Below are 21,373 nucleotides of genomic sequence, written 5' to 3'. Positions count from 1 at the left end.
GCGCCTGCGGCGGGCGTTGCCGCTTGCGCGGGGCTGTTCGGCTGCGGGACCGGGCCTCCGGACTCCGTCCTGCGGCCCGGCCCCTCCCCGTTGGGAGTGGGAGAAGACGGTGGGGGATTCGGTAGGCGGTCGTGCGCGCCTTGTGGATCCCGTCACAGTGAGCCGGACACGAACGCTCGCTCCCACAAGCTTTCCCCCCCACCCACGGGAGGGGACGGGCCGTAGCGGCGAAGCCGTGTAGGGCCGTCACCGCACCCGACAAACCCACGCCCGCCGCTGGGGGCACCTCCCACGCCCTTAAGGCAGTGGGGGAGCAACGGCGCCCCCCGCGGCGGGTCAGCCAAAGACGTTCGGTCCAGGCAAAGCGCAGCGAACCGGCGGACAACCCCCACGGCGGGACAGCCGACAACGTGGGGTCGGGCAAAGCGCAGCGGTAGGGTGGCGCGGTTGCCGATTCGCCGACCACGCCCGACGGAGACCGTGACTACCACCACCAGCGCCACCAACAGCCACCACCTGTCCCCGGCCTTCCCGGGACGGGCCCCCTGGGGTACCGCGAACAAGCTGCGCGCCTGGCAGCAGGCGGCCATGGACCGGTACATCCAGGCGCAGCCCAGAGACTTCCTCGCCGTCGCGACGCCCGGCGCCGGCAAGACCACCTTTGCGCTCACCCTTGCCTCCTGGCTGCTGCACCACCACGTCGTACAGCAGGTGACGGTCGTCGCGCCGACCGAGCATCTGAAGAAGCAGTGGGCGGAGGCCGCGGCCCGGATCGGCATCAAGCTCGATCCGGAGTACAGCGCGGGCCCGCTCGGCCGCGAGTACCACGGCATCGCGATCACCTACGCCGGTGTCGGCGTCCGGCCGATGCTGCACCGCAACCGCATCGAGCAGCGCAAGACGCTGGTCATCCTGGACGAGATCCACCACGCCGGTGACTCGAAGTCCTGGGGCGAGGCGTGTCTGGAGGCGTTCGAGCCGGCCACCCGGCGGCTCGCGCTGACCGGTACGCCGTTCCGTTCCGACACCAACCCGATCCCGTTCGTGACGTACGAGGAGGGGAACGACGGCATCCGCCGTTCCTCGGCCGACTACACCTACGGCTACGGGAACGCGCTGGGCGACGGCGTCGTCCGGCCGGTCATCTTCCTCTCCTACAGCGGCAATATGCGCTGGCGGACGAAGGCGGGCGACGAGATAGCGGCCCGGCTCGGCGAGCCGATGACCAAGGACGCCGTCTCGCAGGCGTGGCGTACCGCCCTGGACCCGCGCGGCGACTGGATGCCGAATGTGCTGCGGGCGGCGGACCAGCGGCTGACCGAGGTCAGGAAGTCCATTCCGGACGCCGGCGCCCTCGTCATCGCCTCCGACCAGGAGCAGGCCCGCGCCTACGCCAAGCTGATCCGGGAGATCACCGGACAGGGCGCCACCCTGGTGCTGTCCGACGACTCCGGCGCCTCGCAGCGCATCGACGACTTCGCGGGGTCCGAGGACCGGTGGATGGTCGCGGTGCGGATGGTGTCGGAGGGCGTCGACGTGCCGCGGCTGGCGGTCGGGGTGTACGCGACCACCATCTCCACGCCGCTGTTCTTCGCGCAGGCGGTGGGCCGTTTCGTACGGTCCCGCAGGCGCGGCGAGACCGCCTCCGTCTTTCTGCCGACCGTCCCGATGCTGCTCGGCTTCGCCAACGAGATGGAGGTCGAGCGCGATCATGTGCTCGACAAGCCGAAGAAGGACGGGGAGGAAGACCCCTACGCCGAGTCCGAGAAGGAAATGGACGAGGCGAACAAGGAGCAGGACGAGGACACCGGGGAGCAGGAGCAGTTCTCCTTCGAGGCCCTGGAGTCGGAGGCGGTCTTCGACCGGGTCCTCTACGACGGCGCCGAATTCGGCATGCAGGCGCACGCGGGCAGCGAGGAGGAGCAGGACTACCTCGGCATCCCCGGGCTGCTGGAGCCCGACCAGGTGCAGATGCTGCTGCAGAAGCGGCAGGCCCGGCAGATCGCGCACAGCCGGAAGAAGCCGGACTCCGAGGCCGATCTGCTGGAGCTGCCCGCCGAGCGGCGGCCGGTCGTCTCGCACAAGGAGATGCTGGAGCTGCGCAAGCAGCTGAACACGCTGGTCGGCGCCTATGTGCACCAGAGCGGCAAGCCGCATGGAGTGATCCACACCGAGCTGCGGCGGGTGTGCGGCGGACCGCCGAGCGCGGAGGCCACCGCGGGCCAGCTGAACGAGCGGATCAAGAAGGTACGGGAGTGGGCCACGCGGATGCGGTGAGCCCGGCGACTCCGCGTCTCGCCTAGTGGGCGGTGCACCTGAACCGGGTGCACCGCCCGCCGCCATTCCCGGGATTATTCGGGATATTCCAGGCGTCGTAGCCCGGATTCTGGACGGACTCTTCCGCTGACCGGACTTGCTCGCTACTGTCCCGGTCACGCACACGCCCCGTGGCAGCGCCGCCGCGGAGCGCAGCCGGTGCCATGTGGCCGGCGGCCTCTGGGCGCACTGCATCGGGACATGCAGCGCGTCGCGTACGAGCGCCGCCACTCAAACCAGGAGGGGGCGTCGTGACCGCGGAGACCTCCCAGACGCTTGACCGGGGACTGCGTGTCCTCAAACTTCTCGCCGACACCGACCACGGGCTGACCGTCACCGAGCTGTCCAACAAGCTCGGCGTCAACCGCACCGTCGTCTACCGGCTGCTGGCGACCCTGGAGCAGCACGCTCTGGTGCGCCGCGACATCGGTGGCCGGGCCAGAGTCGGCCTGGGGGTGCTGCGCCTGGGCCGCCAGGTGCATCCGCTGGTCAGAGAGGCGGCGCTGCCCGCGCTGCGCTCGCTCGCCGAGGACATAGGGGCCACCGCGCACCTCACCCTCGTCGACGGCACCGAGGCGCTGGCCGTCGCCGTGGTCGAGCCCACCTGGACGGACTACCACGTCGCCTACCGCGCCGGCTTCCGCCATCCGCTGGACCGCGGCGCCGCAGGACGGGCCATCCTCAAGGCCCGCCAGGGCCACACCCACGACTCCGGGCTCGCCCTGACCCACGGTGAGCTGGAGGCCGGCGCGAGCGGAGCGGCGGCGCCGCTGCTCGGGGTGAGCGGCATCGAGGGCAGCGTGGGGGTGGTGATGCTCGCCGACACCGTCTCCGAGCGGATCGGGCCGCGGGTGGTCGAGGCGGCCCGGGAGGTGTCGGAGGCCCTGCGGTGACGGCCGTAACGCATGTGACGCCCGTGACGACGGTGACGGCGGCGACCTGTGAAGGCGCCGTGGCCGTGTGGTGAGGCCGTAGCGCCGTAAGGGGCCGGTGGGGCTGGGGTCATTTAGGCTGGCGGGGTGTCTGCACGCGTCCGGGCCCTGGTGCTCTGCACCGCCCTCGTCCTCGCCCTCCTCCTCACCGCGGCCCTCGCTCCGCTGCCGTACTCGGTCGCGTATCCGGGGATGACGGCCAATGTGCTCGGTGCGGACAAGGGCAGTCCGGTGATCACGATTGCGGGTGCCGGCACCCGCAAGACGGCCGGCCAGCTGCGGATGACCTCCATCGTCGCCACCGGCCCGGACGCCTCCGTCCATCTGTCGGACGTCCTGCGGGCGTGGTGGCGTACGGACGAGGCGGCGATGCCGCGCGAGGCGGTCTACCCGGTGGGCAACAACACCGAGGAGATCGCGGAGCACAACGCCCGGCAGATGCGGCAGTCGCAGAACACCGCCACCGCCGCGGCGCTGGGCCGGCTGGGCAAGTCACCCAAGGACATCAAGGTCAAGCTGAGCCTGGCGGACGTCGGCGGGCCCAGCGCCGGGCTGATGTTCGCCCTCGGCATCGTCGACAAGCTGGCCGGCGACGGCAAGGGCGGCGATCTGACCGGCGGCCGGATCATCGCGGGCACCGGCACCATCAGCGCGGGCGGCAAGGTCGGCGCGGTCGGCGGCGTCCCGCTCAAGACCCAGGCGGCGCGCCGCGACGGCGCCACCGTCTTCCTGGTCCCCAAGCAGGAGTGCGCGGACGCCGCTGCCGAGCTGCCCCGGGGCATGCGGCTGATTCCCGTCACCACGCTCGACGGCGCGGTCGGCGCCCTCAAGGCCCTCAACTCCGGTGGCCACGTGCCGAGTTGTACCAAGTAGCCGAGCTGAGGGCCCTGCGGACCAAGGGCGGTACGGTCCCCAGCTGCTGACCGGGCCGGTTCCGGCCCCTTTGCGCGGCCCGGATTGAGGCGGCTCCGCGGCATCGGCTTGGATCGTCTTCCGTGACCAACTTTCAGCAGCCACCGACTCCCGATATCCCCAGCCCCGGCTTCGCTCCCGCGCAGGCGCAGCACGGACCTCCGCAGGCCGCACCGCCGCAGTCCGCGGCGCCGCTCTACGCCCCACCGCAGTTCGTGCCGCCACAGACGGGACAGCCGCAGGGCCCACCCCGGCAGGCACTCGCGGTCCCCGGTCTGCGGTTGCTCGCCCGCTTCGTCGACTCCGTGATCATCACGGTGATGGCGGTGGGTGCCGTCGGGCTGACCACGAAGTTCCTGCACCACAACCCTGGGGCCGAAGTGCCTGTGGTGACCGCCATGCTCATCTGGCTGGTCTTCGTCGTCGTCTTCTTCGAGCCGCTGACGACGGCGATGGGCGGCACCCTCGGCAAGGCCCTGTGCGGCCTGCGCGTCGTCCGCCTCGAGACCGGCCAGAAGATCGGCTTCGGCATCGCCCTGGGACGCTGGTTCGCCTACCTTGGCATGGGCATGGTGCCCGTCCTGGGGCAGATCAACATCCTGTCCTGCCTCTGGAACGAGCCGTTCCGGCAGTGCCTGCACGACCGGGCGGCCAACACGGTGGTCATCAAGCGCCGGTGGCAGTGAGGGAGGGGGTGCGGGACACGGCGCCGCCGGGCCCCGCACCCGTCTCCTGTCCCTCGATGAAGCCCTCTATCCCTTGATGAACCCTTCCCTGATCAGCCAGTTCTTGGCGACCTCGTGCGGATCCTCGCCGTCCACATCCACCTTGCGGTTGAGCTCCTGGGCGACGCGGTTGTTCAGGGCCTTGGTGACCGGCGCCAGCAGCGCGGCGATCTGGGGGTACTTCTTCATCGTCTCGGCGTTCATCTCGGGTGCCGCGTTGTAGTTCGGGAAGAAGTGCTTGTCGTCGCCGAGGACGTGCAGGCCCATCACCCCGATCCGGCCGTCCGTGGTGAAGACCTCGCCGAAGGTGCAGGACGTGCCCTGTCTGGCCTCGGTGTAGACGACGCCGCCGGTCATCTTGCGGATGTGGCTGGAGGGGATGTTCATGCCGTAGGTCTTCGCCATGCCGGGCAGTCCGTCGTTGCGGGTGGCGAATTCGTTCTCGACGCACAGGGTGACCGCGCCGGGGTTCCTCTTCAGCAGCGCCGCGACGTCCGAGAGGTTCTTGACCGGGTACTTCTTGAGGTTGGCGGAGTTCAGCGCCAGCGCGTAGGTGTTGTTGAGGCTGGACTGCGGCAGCCACACGATGCCGTTCTTGCGGTCCGCGTCGCGCACCGCCACCCACTGCTGGTGGATGTCGGGGATCGGCTTGGTGTGGCCGAGGTGGGTGATCCAGCCGGTGCCGGTGTATTCGTACATGCCGTCCGCGGTGCCGGTGCGTACGGCCTCGCGGGCGCCGATGGTGCCCTGGATGTTGGTCTTGTCGATGACGGTGGCGCCGGCCGCCTTGAAGACCAGGCCCATGATCTGGCCGAGGATGATGTTCTCGGTGAACTCCTTGGACGTCACGGTGAGGGTGGCGCCCTTGAGCGGCAGGCCCCGGCCGACCGTGCCGGGCTTGACGTCGTCGGACATCGGGCTGCCGCTGACCAGTCCGCAGCCGCTCAGGGCGGCCGCGGCGAGCAGCAGGCCGGCCAGCGCGACGGCGGCCGTACGGGGGCGCGGACGTCGGGTCGTTCGGCAACGCGCCATCAGTTCGTCCCCTCCAGGCCGCGCGGCCGCAGCAGCAGTTCGGCCAGCGAGGCCAGCCATTCGACGAGCAGCGCCAGCGCCACGGTCAGCACCGAGCCCAGGATCAGTACGGGCATCCGCTGGGTGATGATGCCCGCCGAGATCAGGTCGCCGAGGCCGCCGCCACCGCCGAAGGTGGCCAGCGTCGCGGTGCCGACGTTCAGGACGAGCGCGGTGCGCACACCCGCAAGGATCAGCGGCACGGCCAGGGGGAGTTCGACCTTGGTCAGGACGCCGGTGGGGGACATGCCGATGCCGCGGGCCGCCTCCGTCAGCGTCGGATCGATGCCGCGCAGCCCGGTGATGGTGTTGGCCAGCACCGGCAGCACGGCGTAGATGACCATGCCGACGATGGCGGAGCGCGCGCCGATGCCGAGCCAGATGACCAGCAGGATCAGCAGACCCAGCGCGGGCACGGCCTGGCCGAGGTTGGCGAAGGCCATCGCGAGGGGGGTGAACTTGCGCAGCCTGGCGCGGGTCAGCGCGATGCCCAGCGGGATCGCGATGATCAGCACGAAGAAGGTGGAGACGACGGTCAGCTGGATGTGCTGGCGCAGTGCCAGCCACACCTTGCCGTTGTCCACCGCCTGGTGGGCGATGGAGTCCAGGCGGGCGCCGCGGAACCACAGCCAGGTGGCGAGCAGCGCGGCCACCAGGAACACCGGCATGAAGGTCCACTTCTGCCAGCTGATCCGGCGGGCTCCGGGGGCCGCGGCCCGCGCGGGTGCCTCCCCGGTGGCCGTCTCCCGCTCCAGCATGTCGGTGTCGTCCAGGTGGGCGAGCCCGTCCACCCCGTGCTCACCCGGCGGCGGCGGCTTGCGCCCGCCGCCCGGCGAGCCGTCGCTTCCGCGGGAGGTCATGCCTTGACCCCCGCGCCGCCGTCCGCACCGCCGTCCAGGCCTTCCTGGGCCAGCTGCGTCTCATGGTGGCGCCGTTCCTGGAGTTCGTGCTGGTGCTCCAGGGCCTCCAGCCGGTCCGCCTCCAGCAGTTCATGGACGTTGTTCATCAGCGTCTCCATGTCGACCACGCCGATGTACTCCCCGCGCCGCCCGGTGACCGCGACCCGCCCGGCGTTGTCGGTGAGCACCGCCTCCAGGGCGTCGCGCAGCGTGGCGTCCCGGGTGACGGTGTCGGTCACCAGCGTCCCGGCCCGCGCCAGCGACTGCTTGGCGCGGGCGAGGTCGCCGCGGCGCAGCCACTTGTACGGGCGGCGGCTGCGGTCGAGCAGCAGCAGTTCGTTGGTGGAGCCGGTGCGCAGCAGGTCGAAGATGTTCTGGAGGGGGTCGTCGACGGAGGCGGTCGGGAAGTCGACCACGCCCACGTCCCGTACGCGGGTGAGGTTGAGGCGCTTGAGCGCGGCGCCGGCGCCGACGAAGCCGGAGACGAAATCGTCCGCGGGGTTGGTGAGGATCGCTTCGGGGGTGTCGAACTGCGCGATGTGCGAGCGCTCGCGCAGCACCGCGATGCGGTCGCCGAGCTTGATGGCCTCGTCGAAGTCGTGGGTGACGAAGCAGATGGTCTTGTGGAGCTCGTGCTGGAGCCGGATCAGCTCGTCCTGGAGGTGGTCGCGGGTGATCGGGTCGACCGCGCCGAACGGCTCGTCCATCAGTAGGACGGGCGGGTCGGCGGCGAGCGCGCGGGCCACGCCGACGCGCTGCTGCTGGCCGCCGGAGAGCTGGCGGGGGTAGCGGCCGTGGAATTCGCCGGGGTCGAGACCGACCAGGTCGAGCATCTCCTCGACCCGGGCGCCGACCCTGGCCCTGGACCAGCCGATCATCTTCGGTACGAGGGCGATGTTCTGGGCCACCGTCATGTGCGGGAAGAGGCCGGAGGCCTGGATGGCGTAGCCGACCTTGCGGCGCAGCCTGACCGGGTCGATGTCGGTGACGTCCTCGTCGCCGATCCGGATCCGCCCTGATGTCGGCTCGATCAGCCGGTTGATCATCTTCAGGGTGGTGGATTTCCCGCACCCGGAGGGCCCGACGAAGACCACGATCTCGCCGGCCTTGATCTCCATGTTGACGTTGTCCACCGCGGGGTTGGGGGTGCCCGGATAGGTCTTCGTCAGACTCTCCAGCTGGATGCGGGCGCCGGTGGTGGTCGTCTCCGCTGCGCTCCCGGACGGCTCAGGCACGGATCCCCCTGGAGATGGTCAGACGTCCCAGAAGGACGTATGCGGCGTCGAAGAGGAGAGCGAGGATGACGATCCCGACGGTGCCGGCGAGCACCTGATTGAGGGAGTTGGCGCTGCCCAGCGAGGCGATCCCGCGGAAGATCTCATTGCCCAGGCCGGGGCCGGAGGCGAAGGCGGCGATGGCGGCGATGCCCATCAGCATCTGGGTGGCGACCCGGATGCCGGTCAGGATCGGCGGCCAGGCCAGCGGCAGTTCGACGCGGACGAGCCGGGCGAGGCGCGACATCCCGATCCCCTTGGCCGCGTCCACCAGCGCCGGGTCCACCCCGCGCAGCCCGACGATGGCGTTGCGGACCACCGGCAGCAGGCCGTACAGGGTCAGCGCGATGACCGTCGGGGGAACGCCGAGGCCGACGACGGGGATCAGCAGACCGATCAGGGCCAGCGAGGGGATGGTCAGGATGGTGGCGGTCGAGGTGGTGGCGAGCGAGCCCGCCCATTCGCTGCGGTACGTGACGACGCCGATGAACACTCCCAGCAGGGTGGCGAGCACCATGCACTGGAAGACCGCGCTGGCGTGCTGGTACGTATCCGTCAGCAGCTGGGCGTGCCGGGTGCCGACGTACTCCCAGAAGCTCACTCGGCGCCCTCCTCGGTCAGTCCCCCGATGCTTGCTTCACCAGGGGGATGATGCGCAACGGAACCGGATTTTCCATGACAATCGCCGTCGAAGCCCGCACGATGCCATCAAAACCCACAACCAGGTCGATCACACGCTGCAGATCCGCGTTCGAACGCGCAACGAGCCTGCAGAGCATGTCCCCATGTCCCGTCGTTGTATGCAGCTCCAGCACCTCGGGAACGGTCGCCAAGTGGGCGCGGATGGCGCTTCCTTGCCCCTGTTTGATCTCCAGCGTGGCGAACGCGGTCACCGGATAGCCGAGCGCGGCCGGGTCCACATCCGGACCGAAACCCCTGATCACTCCATTCGACTGAAGCCGGTCCAGGCGCGCCTGCACCGTCCCGCGCGCCACGCCCAGCCGCCGCGACGCCTCCAGGACCCCGATCCGCGGCTCCAGCGCCAGCAGCTCCAGCAGCTCCCCGTCCAAATGATCGATCGCCATCGCCGGTCCCTCCGATTTCGATGGTCATCATGTACAGATAGCCCGGCGAAACCGCCTGGCCCCTATACGTAATGCCCAGTGGAAAGGGAAACTATTGCGCACCTTGTGGATCGGGGGGACTCTGCCGCCATGGCAGACACCACGATGCACACCCAGCCCACCACCCCCGCCACGTCCCGGCAGGCCGACCCCTTCCCGGTCAAGGGGATGGACGCGGTCGTCTTCGCCGTCGGCAATGCCAAGCAGGCCGCCCACTACTACTCCACCGCCTTCGGCATGAAGCGCGTCGCCTACAGCGGACCGGAGAACGGCAGCCGCGAGACCGCCAGTTACGTCCTGGAATCCGGCGGCGCCCGCTTCGTGTTCACCTCCGTCGTCAAGCCCGCCACGGACTGGGGCCGCTTCCTTGCCGACCATGTCGCCGCCCACGGCGACGGCGTCATCGACCTGGCCATCGAGGTCCCCGACGCCCGCGCCGCCTACACCTACGCCGTCGAACACGGCGCCACCGGCCTGACCGAGCCCTACGAGGAGAAGGACGAGCACGGCACCGTCGTCCGCGCCGTCATCGCCACCTACGGCCAGACCCGCCACACCCTCGTCGAGCGCACCGGCTACGACGGCCCCTACCTGCCCGGCTACGTCGCCGCCGAGCCGATCATCGACCCCGTACCCCGCCGCTTCCAGGCCATCGACCACTGCGTCGGCAACGTCGAACTCGGCAAGATGGACGAGTGGGTCGCCTTTTACAACAACGTCATGGGCTTCACCAACATGAAGGAGTTCGTCGGCGACGACATCGCCACCGAATACTCCGCCCTGATGTCGAAGGTCGTCGCGGACGGCACCCGCAAGGTGAAGTTCCCGCTCAACGAGCCGGCCATCGCCAAGAAGAAGTCGCAGATCGACGAGTACCTGGAGTTCTACGGCGGTCCCGGCGTCCAGCACATCGCCCTGGCCACCAACGACATCGTCGCCACCGTACGGGCCATGCGGGCCTCCGGCGTCCAGTTCCTCGACACCCCCGACTCGTACTACGACACCCTCGGCGACTGGGCGGGCGAGACCCGCGTCCCCGTCGAGACGCTGCGCGAGCTGAAGATCCTGGTCGACCGCGACGAGGACGGCTACCTCCTGCAGATCTTCACCAAGCCGGTTCAGGACCGCCCGACCGTCTTCTTCGAGATGATCGAGCGGCACGGCTCCATGGGCTTCGGCAAGGGCAACTTCAAGGCCCTCTTCGAAGCCATCGAGCGGGAGCAGGAGCGCCGCGGGAACCTCTGAGGCCCCCGGGCGCCGTGGGGGCGGTCGGCGGCCCCCACGGCCCCTCCTGCCGCCCTCACGGCGCCCTCACGGCGGGGGAGTCGCTACGGCGTCAGTCCGTACAGCCGCGCGGCCGTCCGCCGCGCCTCCTCCCGCGACGGCCCGCGATCGCGGGACGCGAAGCCGTGCGCGCCCCAGTCGCCGGTCAGCAGCGAGACCGCCACCTCGTTACGGGCCAGCGCCGCGGTGTCCGCGTCCGGCACGCCCTCCGGCGCCTGCGGGTCCAGCCCCAGCCGCACCTTGTAGCACGTCGCGCAACTCGCCGGATCCGGATCGTAGTTGGCGGTGATGGTGCGCGCCCGGCCCATATTGGTGAAGGCCACCTTGCCCCCCGGATGCGCCGGATAGTTGATGTTCAGCGCGGTGCCCCTCGGCAGCAGCGGCCCGCCCCGCGCCGTCGCCGCCAGCCGCTCGACCGTCCGGGCGGTGAACGCCGCCGCCCCCGCCACGGACGGGAACGGATGCTGGGGATCGCTCAGGTCGTAGCCCGCGCTCACCGCGATGGCCGGCACGTCCGCGTCGGCGGCCGCCAGCGTCGCGCCCACCGTCCCCGAATGCCCCGCCGTCGGCCCCGCGTTGGGACCCGCATTGACCCCGGAGACCACCAGATCCGGCGGCCGGTCCGTGAAGACGCGCTGCAGCCCGAACGCCACCGCGTCGCCCGGCGAACCACCCACCGCCCACACATCCGGCGCGGTCTCCTCGGCGCGCAGCGTCGCACCCGGCGAGAACATCATGCCGGTACCGCGCCCCGACATGTCCTCCGCCGGCGCCACCACCACCGCACGGTGCCCGGCCCTGACCAGCGCGGCCCGCAGCGCCTCCAGATACGGGTGCCGGTAGCCGTCGTCATTGCTGATCAGGATGGTGAGCGGCCGCCCCGCCGCGCCGCGCCCGCCGTCCGCCGCGGGCTGCCCCAGCGCCGTGGGGCCGCCACCCGCGACCAGCAGCCCCGCCGCGAGCGCCGCACCGCACAGCCCCGCCCGCCTCCTTCCGCGTCCCGACACCTGCGAGGCACCTGAGCGAATGCGCATGGGCTGCCTTTCCCGTGCTTCCTCGGACGGACCACCGACGTCCTCATACGGACCCCTGACCTCCGCATACGGCTCACTGACTCGTGTCACCGGATGCGGAGGCGCGCACCGTAGCCGCCCCGCCCGCACAAGGGAAGGGCCGCGCCGCCACCGCCGCCCGGCGTGATCTTCCGCCCGGCGCCCGCGGATGCGACGCTGGCCGTATGGACCTCAAGGACCTCACCGCACGACTGCGCGCCGTCCTCCCCGCGGACGCCGTGCTCACCGACCCCGATGTCACCGGCTCCTACGCCCACGACATGGCGAGCTTCTGCGAAGCCGGCACGCCCGCCGTCGTCGTCCTGCCGCGCACCGTGGAAGAGGTCCAGCACGTCATGCGCACCGCCACCGCGCTGCGCGTCCCCGTCGTCCCCCAGGGAGCCCGCACGGGCCTGTCGGGCGCCGCCAACGCCACCGACGGCTGCATCGTGCTCTCCCTGGTCAAGATGGACCGGATCCTCGAGATCAACCCGGTCGACCGGATAGCGGTCGTCGAGCCCGGCGTCATCAACGCCACCCTCTCCCGCGCCGTCAACGAATACGGCCTCTACTACCCGCCGGACCCCTCCAGTTGGGAAGAGTGCTCCATCGGCGGCAACATCGGCACCGCCTCCGGCGGCCTGTGCTGCGTCAAATACGGGGTCACCGCCGAGTACGTCCTCGGCCTCGACGTCGTCCTCGCCGACGGACGGCTGCTGACCTGCGGCCGCCGCACCGCCAAGGGCGTCGCGGGCTACGACCTCACCCGCCTCTTCGTCGGCTCCGAGGGCAGCCTCGGCATCGTCGTACGCGCCGTCCTCGCCCTCAAGCCCGAACCGCCCCAACAGCTCGCCCTGGCCGCCGAGTTCCCCTCCACCGCCGCCGCCTGCGAAGCCGTCTGCGAGATCATGGCCCGCGGCCACGCCCCTTCCCTGCTCGAGCTGATGGACCGTACGAGCATCCGCGCGGTCAACGCCATGGCCCAGATGGGCCTCCCGGACACCACCGAGGCGCTCCTCCTGGCCGCCTTCGACACCCCCGACCCGGCCGCCGACCTCGCCGCCGTCGGCGCGCTGTGCACGGCAGCGGGCGCCACCGAAGTCGTCCCGGCCGAGACCGCCGCCGAATCCGACCTGCTGCTGCAGGCCCGGCGGCTGACCCTGACCGCACTGGAACGGGTCAAATCCGCCACCATGATCGACGACGTCTGCGTACCGCGCTCCCGGCTCGCGGAAATGCTCGACGGCACCGCCGCCATCGCCGCGAAATACGACCTCACCATCGGCGTCTGCGCCCACGCAGGCGACGGCAACACCCACCCCACCGTCTGCTTCGACGCCGCCGACCCCGACGAATCCCGCCGCGCCCGCGAATCCTTCGACGAGATCATGGCCCTCGGCCTCCGGCTCGGCGGCACCATCACCGGCGAACACGGCGTGGGCGTCCTGAAGAAGGACTGGCTGGCCCGCGAACTGGGCCCGGTCGGCCTGGAGTTGCAGCGCGGCATCAAGGGCGTCTTCGATCCCCTGGGCATCCTCAACCCGGGCAAGCTGTTCTAGGGCCGGGCCGATGAGACGGGGCCACGCCCGGTGATCATGCCCCGCCCGCCGCCGTAGACTTTCCTGCATGGAAACTCTGATTCCCGGGATAGCCCTCGCCGTCATCGCCATCACCAGCACCGTCGGCATGGCCACCTCCCGCAACGACCGCCGCTTCAAGGCCATGGACCGCAGGCTCCAGCTGCTGGAGCGGAAGATGGACCTCCTGCTGGCGCACCACGGCGTCGAGGGGCCGCCCGAGGACCCCGCCTTCAAGGAGATCGACGCACTGCTGGCACAGGGCAAGACCATCCACGCCATCAAACTGCACCGCGAAGCGACCGGCTCCGGCCTCGCCGAGGCCAAGGAAGCGGTCGAACGCCGGATGCGCTGACGGCCCCCGGGGCCGAGGATGGCCCCAAGGGCCCGCCGGGCCACCCCGCCCACGCAGGGAGAGCGACGAGCCGATGGCAGCCACCGAAGCCCCCCGAGCGTCCGAAGCCGACACCTACGACGTCCTGGTGCTGGGGGCCGGGCCCACCGGCGAGAACCTCGCCGACCGTGCCCACGCCGCCGGACTGAGCGTGGCGATCGTGGAGAGCGAACTCGTCGGCGGCGAATGCTCCTACTGGGCCTGCATGCCCAGCAAGGCCCTGCTGCGCCCGGTCACCGCCCGCTCCGAGGCGAGCCGCGTCCCCGGCCTCGCGGACGCCGGCCCCCTCCACGCGCCCGACGTCCTCGCCCACCGCAACGCCTTCGCCTCGCACTGGAAGGACGACGGGCAGGTCCGCTGGCTGGACTCGGCCGGCATCGACCTCGTACGGGGGCACGCCCGGCTGGCCGGACCCCGGCAGGTGTCCGTCGACGGCAGGATGCTCGCCGCCCGGCACGCGGTCGCGGTGTGCACCGGCAGCCGCGCCGTCCTCCCCGACATCCCCGGACTGGCCGACGCCAAGCCCTGGACCAGCCGCGACGCCACCAGCGCGCAGAGCGTCCCGGGCCGCCTCGTGGTCGTCGGCGGCGGCGTCGTCGGCGTCGAAATGGCCACCGCCTGGCGGGCCCTGGGCGCCTCGGTCACCCTCCTCGTCCGCGGCGACGGACTGCTGCCCCGCATGGAGCCGTTCGCCGGACACCTCGTCGCCGAATCCCTCGCCGAGGCCGGCGTCTTCCTGCGCACCGGGGTCGAGGTGAGCGAGGTCCGCCGCGAGGCACCGGGCGGCCCGGTCACCGTCGTCCTGGACACCGACGACGAGATCATCGCCGACGAACTGCTGATCGCCACCGGCCGCGCCCCGCGCACCGACGACCTGGGCCTGGAGACCATCGGCCTCCAGCCCGGCTCCTGGCTCCAGGTCGACGAAACCTGCCGGGTGACCGACGTACCCGGCGACTGGCTCTACGGCGCCGGCGACGTCAACCACCGCGCCCTCCTGACCCACCAGGGCAAGTACCAGGCCCGCATCGCGGGCGCCGTCATCGCCGCCCGCGCCCGCCAGGTCCCCATCCTCGACAACGGCCCCTGGGGCGCCCACGCCGCCACCGCCGACACCGCCGCCGTCCCCCAGGTCGTCTTCAGCGACCCCGAAGCCGCCTCCGTCGGCCTGACCGCCGCCGCGGCCGAACGCGCCGGCCACCGCATCCGCATCGTCGACCAGGACCTCGGCGCGGTCGCCGGCGCCTCCCTGTACGCCGACGGCTACCGCGGCCGCGCCCGCATGATCGTCGACCTGGACCGCGAGGTCCTGCTCGGCGTCACCTTCGTCGGCCCCGGCGTCGGCGAACTCCTGCACTCGGCGACGATCGCGGTCGCCGCGGAGGTCCCCATCGAGCGGCTGTGGCACGCCGTCCCCGCATACCCGACCATCAGCGAGGTGTGGCTGCGGCTGCTGGAGACCTACCGGGGGTGAGACCGCCACCCCCGCACCCACCGCTACGCCCCGGTCTCGGGAAACTCCTCCGACGCCCAGGATTCATCCGGCCACCCCTCGTCCCGCGGCGCCATGGCCAGCAGCTCGCTCAGCCCTTTGTCGATGCCCAGATGCCCCTGCTCCGAGCCCGGAGGCACCACCCGCAGCGTGCGCTCCAGCCAGGCCGAGACCGCCGCGGCCGGCGCCTCCAGCAGCGCGTCCCCGTCCGGGGAGGACAGCGCCATGCAGACCACGCTGCGCCCGTCCCGCTTCGTCGGCCACACCCGCACATCCCCCTTGCCGCACGGCCGGAACACGCCCTCGACGAGCAGTTCGCGGGCGAACGTCCAATTGACGGGGGAGTCCGAGCCGACGTGGAAGGTGACATGGACGGCGTACGGGTCATCCGTCCGGTACATCAGCCGGGCCGGCACCGGAATGCTGCGCTCCGGCGACAGCACCAGGCCCAGTTCGAGTTCTCGTTCCACCACGGTGTGCATCGCGTCCGCCTCTCTTGGCTCCCTGTACGGCGCCCATGACGGGCGCGCACAGGGAGAGAGCCGCCATCCGCCGGACCATTACGCGACTTCGCACAACTTTTTTCCCGGGCCTCTTCCAGGTGTTCGTGGCCGGGCATCCGTACAGATGCGGCCCGGGGTCTGATAGATGTGGACGCTGCGTTGCGGCAGACTGCACCCCACACCCACCAGGCCGAGTACAGATACGGGACTTCGGACATGAGCGCCCCTACCTCAGGATCCGCCGGCGACAGCCCCACGCCAGGCTTCTACCCGGACCCGTCCATCCCCGGCTACATCCGGTACTGGAACGGTGCCGCATGGGTGCCGGGCACCAGCCGGCCCGCCCCGGCCGAGGGCGAGGCGATGCCCGCACCCCCGCCCGGCGCGGCCCCGGCCCCGCCCGCCTTCGAGGAGACCGGCCCGGTCTTCCTCGACGAGGACACCGGCGGCGCCCACATGCCGGCCGTACGCCAGAGCGGCCAGGCCGAGGCGCAGCCCGCCGTCGCCAACTGGGACGATCCGTCCCGGCTGCACGGCACCAGCCCCGAACCGGCCTCCGCCTGGCAGGCCGACGCCTCCCGGCAGGGCGGCTTCGGCGGCGAGGGCGACCACCGCGTCTCCTGGGGTTCGCCGGAGCCCGGCCAGGCACCCGCCGGTACGCCGTCCGGCGCGCCGTCCTGGGGCGCGGTTCCGGGACAGCGCGAGGAGCAGGCCGCCGCGGAGTCCGGCGACCCGGCCGGTACGCCCTCGCTCCGTAAGCCCGGGGTGCCCGCCGACGGGACGGTCGCCATCCGCGCCGTCAAGCCGGGCCGTGACGCAGGCCAGGGGGCCGCCGCCGACCACGGCACCACCGCCATCCGCGCGGTCAAGCCCGGCCGCGGTGCCCCCGCCGACCAGGGGACGACCGCGATCCGCGCGGTACGGCCCGGCCCCGGCGGCGCGGCCGACCCCGGCAGCCCCGCCGAGCCCGCCAAGGGCAACCAGACGATGGCGTTCCGGCTGCCACGGGGCGGCGCCGCCCCGCAGTCCGCCCCCCAGTCGCCGCCGCCCGCACATGCCGCCCCGCAGTCCCTGCCGTCCGTCGGCGCGCCTCAGCAGAGCGCGCCCCAGCAGGGCGCCCCGCAGCACGGCGGCCCGGCCCAGCAGCCCCCCGGCGTGCAGGGGTTCCCGGGCCAGGCCGGGCAGCCCCCGCAGGCGGCCGCCCCGCCCGCCGGCTTCCCGCCGCAGGGCGGCGCCGCGCCGGGAGCCGACGGCGTCATCCCGTGGAAGCCGCCGACCGCCGACGTCTTCTTCGCGGCCGCGCAGGCCGCCCAGGGCCATCCGGCCCCGCTCGGCCGCCGTCTCGCGGCCCGGCTGATCGACTCCGCGGTGCTCGCCGCGATCACCGCCGCGGTCGCCGTCCCGCTGTGGGGCACCGTCACGGACCACATCGACGCCAAGGTGGAGGCGGCCAAGCAGTCCGGCCGTCAGGTGACGGTCTATCTGCTCGACGGCACCACCACCCCGATCTTCGCCATCGTGCTGGCCGTCCTGCTGATCGGCGGCGGCCTCTACGAGGTCCTGCCGACCCTCAAGTGGGGCCGTACGCTCGGCAAGAAGCTGTGCGGGGTGCGCCTGCTGGACATCGAGGGCCATGACACCCCGCCCCTGGGCGCGGTCCTCAAGCGCTGGTTCTGCTACAGCGTGCTGGGGCTCCTGGCCATCGGCATCGTCAACGTCGTGTGGTGCCTGTTCGACCAGCCGTGGCGGCAGTGCTGGCACGACAAGCTCGCGCGGACCTTCGTGGCCTCGGACGCGGCGCGCGCAGCGGACTGACGGGTCCTCACCTGCGGCGAACGGGGGAGCGTGTCCGGCGAACGGACGCGCTCCCGTGGCCCGTTCGTGGTCTGTTCGCCGCGGGCGTCCCCCGAACGGACTTCGCCGGATGCGGCGGGCCGCCCGAGGCGTTCGACTCGGCCCATGAGCAGCGATCAGCCTCCGGGCCCCGGCTCCGGTGAACCGCCGGAGAACGATCCGTTCCGGAAGAATCCACCGCCTCCGCAGGGACCGTCGGGGGGTGGTGGCCCCGCCAATGGCTCCCCGCAGGCCGGTGGCCCCCAGCAGGGCGGCGAGGGCGCCGGCCCGCATTCCGGGCAGCCGTACTCCGAGAGCCCCTACGCCCAGAATCCCTACGGCGGCGAGTACGGTGCGGCCGATCCGCTGGCCGGGATGCCGCCGCTGGCCAACCGCGGCCGCCGGCTGGTCGCGCGGATCATCGACGCGATCATCATCGGCGTACCGGTCACCGTGATCATGAACCTGATCGTCGGCTGGGTGAACTACACCAGCACCAGCAGCGTCGAGACCAGCAAGCAGGCCACCGTCTCCGGGGTGACCATGCTGGTGTATCTCCTCTACGAGGGGCTGATGCTCACCAGCCGCGGCCAGACCGTCGGCAAGATGGCGATGAAGATCCGGGTCGCGATGCTCGCGAACGGCGCGGTACCGGCCGGGCAGGCGGGCTGGATCCGGGCCGCGGTCTATACGCTGCCGGAGATCGTGCCGTGCTGCGGCTTCATCTTCTGGCTGGTCAACGTCCTGTGGTGCACCTGGGACAAGCCGTATCAGCAGTGTCTGCACGACAAGGCCGCCAAGACGGTGGTCGTCTCGACGGCCTGATGAACGAACGGCCCCTCGGCCCGGGGTTCCCCGGCTTCCGGCGGCCCCTCAGCCCGAGTGCTCGTGGACCCGGGCCTCGACGGGCGCCGGCACCGCCCGCAACGGGGCGGGCGCGGCAGGCGACTTGCCCCGCAGGACGGGGCGGCGGACCCTCCGCGGCATCCCCGGCATCGGGACCGTCATGGCCACCAGGAGCCCGAGCCCGAGCCCGGCGATGGCGATGACCGCGACCCCGATACCCGTCTCCGTCTGCGAGAGCAGCAGCATCGCGAGGGTGGAGAGAAAGACGGTGGCCGAACCGTAGACGAGCTGGGTGGCGGTCGGACGAGGCATGGCGGAATCCGTCCTCGGAGGGTCGGCGGGGGTGGAGGTCAAGGGCGCGCCATCACGCGAGCCTACGGTCCTTATTGCCCGAGTGGAACGAGAAGTAAGCGTGACCTAACCCACGGGTGCGGAGCACGGGGGGCGCACGCGGTGGTCAGGGGCGCGAAAGAGGAGGCGCGAGAAGAGGCGTCCGGCCTGACGGGGGCGGGGGCGCATGCGTGGGAGGCATATGCATCGATGACGCGGAAGGGAGGCGGAGATGATCGCGACGACTCCCCGTACGGCCGCACGATTCGTCGGCCCCACGTTCGATAACCGCAACTTGCGGGTCGGTTAACGTACTTCTCTGAGCATGAGCAAGTCAAGATCTGTCTTTTTCACCGCGCTTCCGGTCGAATGCCCTCGAACAGTGACCGCTCGAAGGGGAGGAGAGCGCCAAGTGAGAGACCACAGAACGGTGTTCAGACCGGCCGCCCTGGCCACGGCAATCGCCGCGATCGGGGCGGCCGTTCTGTCGTCGGGGGTGGCAACGGCCGGCACGCCGGCACCGTCACCCCGCGCCGTCAGCCACGACCCGGCCCCCGAACGGGCCGTCGACCACGACCTCAAGGGCCCGTTCAGCGACAAGCAGGCGGCGCAGCGCAAGGACGCGCTCGAGCAGGTCATAGCCGGCTCCGCGCATCTCACCAACCGCGGCGGCTCGCAGGTCGTCAGGCTCGACCGCGGCAAGTACGTGGAACTGGCCCGGCAGAAGACCGACAAGATCTTCACGATCCTGGTGGACTTCGGCGACACGGTCGACAACACCACGATGTTCGACCCGGACGGCGACGGCCCGCTGCCGCCGGTGAAGAAATACGGCGGCGACCCGGGACCCGCACACAACCGGATAGCCCAACCGGACCGCAAGAAGGACAACAGCACGGCCTGGCAGAAGGACTTCAGCCGCGGGCACTTCCAGGACCTCTACTTCTCGCACGACAAGAAGAAGCCGTCGCTGGCCCAGTACTACGAGAAGCAGTCCTCGGGCCGCTACTCCGTCGAGGGCGAGGTCTCCGACTGGGTCAAGGTCGACGCGAACGAGGCCCGTTACGGCTCCAACTACTGCGGCGAGACCAACTGCGCCAACGCCTGGGACCTGATCCGCGACGGCGTCAACCAGTGGGCCAAGGACCAGCGCGCCAAGGGCCGTACCGACGCCGAGATCAAGGCCGACCTGGCCAAGTACGACCAGTGGGACCGCTACGACTACGACCACGACGGCAACTTCAACGAGCCCGACGGCTATATCGATCACTTCCAGATCGTGCACGCCGGCGAGGACGAGTCCGCGGGCGGCGGCGTCCAGAAGACCAACGCCATCTGGGCGCACCGCTGGTACGCGTACGGCACCGACGCCGGCAAGAGCGGCCCGGGCGGCAACAAGGCGGGCGGCACCCAGATCGGCGACACCGGCATCTGGGTCGGCGACTACACCATGCAGCCGGAGAACGGCGGACTCGGCGTCTTCGCCCACGAGTACGGCCATGACCTGGGCCTGCCGGACGAGTACGACACCACCGGCGCCGGCGAATCCTCCGTGGACTTCTGGTCGCTGATGTCATCCGGCTCCTGGCTGGGCACCGGCAAGAACGCCATCGGCGACCGCCCCGGCGACATGAGCGCCTGGGACAAGCTCCAGCTGGGCTGGCTCAACTACGACAAGGCCAAGGCCGCGACCAAGTCGTTCCACCGGCTGGGCGTCGCCGAATACAACACCCGGCACAAGCAGGCGGTGGTCGTCGAACTGCCCGCCAAGCCGGTCACGACCGAGATCGTCAAGCCCGCCGAAGGCGCCCGCCAGTGGTGGAGCGGCATGGGCAACGACCTCAAGAACACCCTCTCCCGGCCCGTGGACCTCACCGGCAAGTCCAAGGCGTTCTTCCGCCTCAAGGGCTGGTGGGACATCGAGAAGGACTACGACTACCTCTACGCCGAGGTCTCCACCGACGGCGGCGCCGACTGGACGCCCCTCGACGGCACCGCGAACGGCAAGGCCATCCCCCGCGACGGCGGCGGCAAGCCCGCCCTGACCGGCACCGTCGGCGAATACCAGGACCTCTTCTATCCGCTGGACGCCTACGCCGGAAAGAAGATCGACCTGCGCTTCCGCTACCAGACCGACGGCGGCGCGGCCCAGAAGGGCTTCGCGGCCGACACCCTCAGCGTGGTCGCCGACGGCGCGCCGCTGTTCACCGACAACGCCGAGGACGGCGACAACGGCTGGAGCGCCACCGGCTTTTCGCACGTCGGCGCGTCCTTCACCAAGGACTACCCGCAGTACTACATCGCCGAGAACCGCCAGTACGTGTCGTACGACAAGACCCTCAAGTCCGGCCCGTACAACTTCGGCTGGCTCACGGACAAGCCGGGCTGGGTGGAGCACTTCCCGTACCAGAACGGCGTACTGATCTGGCTCTGGGACACCTCGCAGCCCGACAACAACGTCGGCAAGCACCCCGGCTACGGGCAGATCCTCCCCGTCGACGCACACCCCAAGGCCGAGAAGTGGGCCGACGGCAAGCTGATGCGCAACCGCTTCCAGTCCTACGACTCGACCTTCACCCGCTACCGCACGGACGCCCTCACCCTCCACAGGGACGGCAAGGTCACCAAGATCAAGTCCAAGCGCGGGGTGACGGTCTTCGACGACCGGCACGGCGTCTACTACGACAAGACGAACCCGACCGGCGGTGTGATCGTTCCTGACACCAACACCCGGATCCGGATCGCCAAGGAGGCCCCGAACGGCTCCGTAGTGATCGTTGCGGTCGGCCCCGCAGGTAAGTAAACAATA

At 71.0% G+C, this 21,373-nt stretch carries 19 protein-coding genes; 11 read left to right on the top strand and 8 right to left on the bottom strand.

The features are described 5' to 3' along the window. Positions 1-480 precede the first annotated feature (480 nt). The 4 genes from ACIRPT_RS39340 to ACIRPT_RS39325 all read left to right on the top strand — a co-directional run bounded on the left by ACIRPT_RS39340 (position 481) and on the right by ACIRPT_RS39325 (position 4,846). Positions 481-2,277 (top strand): DEAD/DEAH box helicase, encoded by a 1,797-nt coding sequence (locus tag ACIRPT_RS39340; protein ID WP_403836459.1) that lies wholly within the window; start codon positions 481-483, stop codon positions 2,275-2,277. Between the two features lie 290 nt (positions 2,278-2,567). Then, positions 2,568-3,209, top strand: a complete 642-nt coding sequence (locus ACIRPT_RS39335) for an IclR family transcriptional regulator (protein WP_403510650.1) — start codon at positions 2,568-2,570, stop codon at positions 3,207-3,209. Positions 3,210-3,335: 126 nt separating this feature from the next. Beyond that, on the top strand, positions 3,336-4,121 hold the full coding sequence (locus ACIRPT_RS39330; protein WP_403836457.1) for a S16 family serine protease: 786 nt from the start codon (positions 3,336-3,338) through the stop codon (positions 4,119-4,121). Positions 4,122-4,243: 122 nt separating this feature from the next. Next, positions 4,244-4,846, top strand: a complete 603-nt coding sequence (locus ACIRPT_RS39325; RefSeq protein WP_403836455.1) for an RDD family protein — start codon at positions 4,244-4,246, stop codon at positions 4,844-4,846. A 66-nt stretch (positions 4,847-4,912) separates the two neighbouring features. On the opposite strand, the gene ACIRPT_RS39320 is transcribed toward ACIRPT_RS39325, so the two are convergent. From ACIRPT_RS39320 to ACIRPT_RS39300, 5 genes are read right to left on the bottom strand one after another with little or no spacing between them, the layout of a single operon-like run. After that, complete coding sequence (locus tag ACIRPT_RS39320) at positions 4,913-5,917, bottom strand: glycine betaine ABC transporter substrate-binding protein (protein ID WP_403836453.1); 1,005 nt, start codon at positions 5,915-5,917, stop codon at positions 4,913-4,915. Next, on the bottom strand, positions 5,917-6,816 hold the full coding sequence (locus tag ACIRPT_RS39315) for an ABC transporter permease (protein WP_403836451.1): 900 nt from the start codon (positions 6,814-6,816) through the stop codon (positions 5,917-5,919). The genes ACIRPT_RS39320 and ACIRPT_RS39315 overlap by 1 nt, the downstream gene beginning before the upstream one ends. After that, on the bottom strand, positions 6,813-8,090 hold the full coding sequence (locus tag ACIRPT_RS39310) for an ABC transporter ATP-binding protein (protein WP_403836449.1): 1,278 nt from the start codon (positions 8,088-8,090) through the stop codon (positions 6,813-6,815). Before ACIRPT_RS39310 ends, ACIRPT_RS39315 begins: the two co-directional genes overlap by 4 nt. Then, positions 8,083-8,730 (bottom strand): ABC transporter permease, encoded by a 648-nt coding sequence (locus ACIRPT_RS39305; RefSeq protein WP_400061840.1) that lies wholly within the window; start codon positions 8,728-8,730, stop codon positions 8,083-8,085. Before ACIRPT_RS39305 ends, ACIRPT_RS39310 begins: the two co-directional genes overlap by 8 nt. A gap of 16 nt (positions 8,731-8,746) precedes the next feature. Then, positions 8,747-9,214 carry an Lrp/AsnC family transcriptional regulator gene (locus ACIRPT_RS39300; protein WP_403510672.1) on the bottom strand — a complete coding sequence of 156 codons (468 nt, stop codon included), beginning with the start codon at positions 9,212-9,214 and terminating at the stop codon, positions 8,747-8,749. 129 nt (positions 9,215-9,343) lie between these two features. On the opposite strand from ACIRPT_RS39300, the gene hppD reads away from it, so the two are divergent. Continuing rightward, positions 9,344-10,498: a 4-hydroxyphenylpyruvate dioxygenase gene (gene hppD / locus ACIRPT_RS39295; protein WP_403836447.1), complete on the top strand. Its 1,155-nt coding sequence runs from the start codon at positions 9,344-9,346 to the stop codon at positions 10,496-10,498. An 83-nt stretch (positions 10,499-10,581) separates the two neighbouring features. Here hppD and surE read toward each other — a convergent pair whose 3' ends face one another. Next, positions 10,582-11,544 (bottom strand): 5'/3'-nucleotidase SurE, encoded by a 963-nt coding sequence (gene surE, locus ACIRPT_RS39290; protein ID WP_403836445.1) that lies wholly within the window; start codon positions 11,542-11,544, stop codon positions 10,582-10,584. 230 nt (positions 11,545-11,774) lie between these two features. Between surE and ACIRPT_RS39285 the strand changes: the two genes are divergently transcribed. The 3 genes from ACIRPT_RS39285 (at position 11,775) to ACIRPT_RS39275 (ending at position 15,034) form a co-directional block, all read left to right on the top strand. Further along, the gene (locus ACIRPT_RS39285) at positions 11,775-13,148 is read left to right on the top strand and encodes an FAD-binding oxidoreductase (RefSeq protein ID WP_403836443.1); all 1,374 of its coding nucleotides are present in this window, start codon (positions 11,775-11,777) and stop codon (positions 13,146-13,148) included. Between the two features lie 67 nt (positions 13,149-13,215). Further along, on the top strand, positions 13,216-13,521 hold the full coding sequence (locus ACIRPT_RS39280) for a hypothetical protein (protein ID WP_403836441.1): 306 nt from the start codon (positions 13,216-13,218) through the stop codon (positions 13,519-13,521). A 73-nt stretch (positions 13,522-13,594) separates the two neighbouring features. Beyond that, positions 13,595-15,034 (top strand): dihydrolipoyl dehydrogenase family protein, encoded by a 1,440-nt coding sequence (locus tag ACIRPT_RS39275; RefSeq protein WP_403836439.1) that lies wholly within the window; start codon positions 13,595-13,597, stop codon positions 15,032-15,034. Positions 15,035-15,057: 23 nt separating this feature from the next. On the opposite strand, the gene ACIRPT_RS39270 is transcribed toward ACIRPT_RS39275, so the two are convergent. After that, a complete protein-coding gene (locus ACIRPT_RS39270; protein ID WP_403836437.1) occupies positions 15,058-15,534 on the bottom strand; it encodes an SsgA family sporulation/cell division regulator in 477 nt (158 codons plus the stop codon). A 237-nt stretch (positions 15,535-15,771) separates the two neighbouring features. Here ACIRPT_RS39270 and ACIRPT_RS39265 point away from each other — a divergent pair, with 237 nt between their 5' ends. Further along, a complete protein-coding gene (locus tag ACIRPT_RS39265) occupies positions 15,772-17,370 on the top strand; it encodes an RDD family protein (RefSeq protein ID WP_403836435.1) in 1,599 nt (532 codons plus the stop codon). Positions 17,371-17,514: 144 nt separating this feature from the next. Beyond that, positions 17,515-18,213, top strand: coding sequence for an RDD family protein (locus tag ACIRPT_RS39260; protein WP_403836433.1), 699 nt, complete (start codon positions 17,515-17,517; stop codon positions 18,211-18,213). 48 nt (positions 18,214-18,261) lie between these two features. On the opposite strand, the gene ACIRPT_RS39255 is transcribed toward ACIRPT_RS39260, so the two are convergent. Next, on the bottom strand, positions 18,262-18,546 hold the full coding sequence (locus ACIRPT_RS39255; RefSeq protein WP_403836431.1) for a hypothetical protein: 285 nt from the start codon (positions 18,544-18,546) through the stop codon (positions 18,262-18,264). Positions 18,547-18,976: 430 nt separating this feature from the next. Here ACIRPT_RS39255 and ACIRPT_RS39250 point away from each other — a divergent pair, with 430 nt between their 5' ends. After that, the gene (locus ACIRPT_RS39250; RefSeq protein ID WP_403836429.1) at positions 18,977-21,367 is read left to right on the top strand and encodes an immune inhibitor A domain-containing protein; all 2,391 of its coding nucleotides are present in this window, start codon (positions 18,977-18,979) and stop codon (positions 21,365-21,367) included. Positions 21,368-21,373 lie beyond the last annotated feature (6 nt).

The sequence above is a fragment of the Streptomyces sp. NPDC101227 genome, from assembly GCF_044767545.1.
Taxonomy (GTDB): domain Bacteria; phylum Actinomycetota; class Actinomycetes; order Streptomycetales; family Streptomycetaceae; genus Streptomyces.
The sequence above is the reverse complement of the archived record's forward strand: the minus strand, read 5'-3'. Positions and strand labels throughout refer to the sequence as shown.